Annotated in this window: 3 protein-coding genes; all 3 read left to right on the forward strand. The window is 50.3% G+C overall.

The window, feature by feature from the left end:
• On the forward strand, window positions 1-306 hold a 306-nt coding region (locus tag AC4HNJ_RS21485), incomplete at its 5' end, for a hypothetical protein (protein WP_490481659.1).
• Between the two features lie 37 nt (window positions 307-343).
• Entirely contained in the window at window positions 344-1,204 is an 861-nt protein-coding gene (locus tag AC4HNJ_RS21490) for a hypothetical protein (RefSeq protein WP_490481660.1), read from the forward strand.
• Between the two features lie 384 nt (window positions 1,205-1,588).
• Window positions 1,589-2,122: hypothetical protein (locus tag AC4HNJ_RS21495; protein ID WP_490481661.1), on the forward strand; the 534-nt coding region annotated here is incomplete at its 3' end.

The following is a 2,122-nucleotide window of genomic DNA, read 5'->3' on the forward strand; positions in this document are numbered from 1 at the left end:
GCCAACGCCAACGCCGACGCCAACGCCAACGCCAACGCCAACGCCAACGCCAACGCCAACGCCAACGCCAACGCCAACGCCAACGCCAACGCCAACGCCGACGCCGACGCCGACGCCGACGCCGACGCCAACGCCAACGCCAACGCCAACGCCGACGCCAACGCCAACGCCAACGCCGACGCCAACGCCAACGCCAACGCCAACGCCAACGCCAACGCCAACGCCAACGCCAACGCCAACGCCAACGCCAACGCCAACGCCAACGCCGACGCCAACACCAATCACATTACAACTAGGGTTGGATAGAGATTATTATTTACGTGGCTATGTCGATCGTTACAATTTGAATAATGTCATCGTTAATGATTACGTCAATGTGGATGCCAAAAGCATATTTTATGTATCCGATCTTGGAGACAAAAATATTGCCTTGAAAGCTGGCAATGGTCTTTTTATAGGGGCCTTTGATGGTAGTTTTGACGGTGTCGTTCCTTTCCCGATCTATGGAATAATGTGCGCAGGGGTGGAATACGCTGATGATCCAAAAGCTTCTATACGCCTGGAGGTCGTCAGCGGAAGTGGTGGTTATGGAAGCATGGTCAAGCTTTTTGACAATAATTCCGGTGCCTATTATGTGGCAAATTTGTCGGGGGGCGCTGGATATTTTATACAAGCCACAGGAAGTAGCGGCGACCTATTCTATATAGGAGATCCATCGAATCCATCGCCGCCGCCACACAAGATTGTTACCTTGCAATCACTGTCTGAGAATTATAATGGCTATTATCTTCACGGTTACGCATCATCGGATCCGCACGATCCATATGGTAGCTTAATTGTTGTCAATACCATTAATAATGGTATTGACGATGTTTTTCATATTTATGATGCGGGTGGTGAAGATGTTTGCCTGAGGGCAAGCAATGGATGGTTTCTGGGTACAAATAATGTCCAGTTGCCAACGGGAACACGAGAAAATGTAATGGATGCAAATTTTGGCCTTAATACGGCTAATCGCATAAAAGTAGAGGTGGTTAGTGGAGATGGTGGCTACGGGAGTAAAGTGAGGCTGGTTGATGAAAAATCTGGAAATTATTACAAGGTTAATCTGGTGTGGGGCACCGAGATTGTGTGGGTTCAGGCTATAACCAAAGACCCTGACGATCCAGCTACTCTCTTCTATATCGGAAATCCGGCGTCATAAACGTTAGCAACCACGCCATGAGACGTGGGTGCCGGCGAAACCGATGTGAAGTGCATTGTCTGTGGAAAATCAGCCTGAGTCATTATCATGCTTGCCGGCGGATACGATCTCTTATCATGTCAATGATTGCTTATGTATCGCGTGTTTTCTGGGCAAGCAGGCGGGATGAGAAATAACTAATTTTTGAAGATTTATGTGGGTTCTTCACATGCCTGCCAGGATAGGTGAAGGCGACGGGATTTTTAGCACAAAGTTAAGCATATGACAGCGAGTGTCTGAGATTAGGCTAAGAACGGATGAACGGCAGGCCATCGTCTGTTCGGTCCGAAGGGTTTTTCTTCGATAGTGTTGGCGCGCAAGAAGCGTAAAAAGGAGTAAGGCATCGTGACGTCCTCCAATAAACCAGGTCATCCTGTTTCCAAGGCCACACCGCTGGTCAGGCTCACGACCAAAAAGGATAACGCTCCTGCGGATCCCTCTTACATCACGAACATCACTTACCAGAATGAAGTGGAAATGGTCGTGGTCAACCAGAACAGTGAGTATCCGCAGGGTTCGCCGGTTACGTTCAAGTTGATGACCAAGTCAGGTTTGGATCCCTTCGATTCGAGCAGTGATGCCTATCTGAGCATGACAGCCAAGTTTGTCGATGATAAAGGCAACCTTGTCGGAAACACGTATCACAGCACGACCCAACTCATGGGTGACCGTGATGCGTCTTTTGTCGATAGCGTGGCGGAACACGTATGGCTCTACGGACGGGCGGACGCCTATAAGGTTTTCAACAGCCAGGTATTCACCTTCACGTCGCCGACGCCGACGCCAACGCCAACGCCAACGCCAACGCCAACGCCAACGCCAACGCCAACGCCAACGCCAACGCCAACGCCAACGCCAACGCCAACGCCAACGCCAACG

The organism is Dyella sp. SYSU CM1112 (assembly GCF_058216415.1).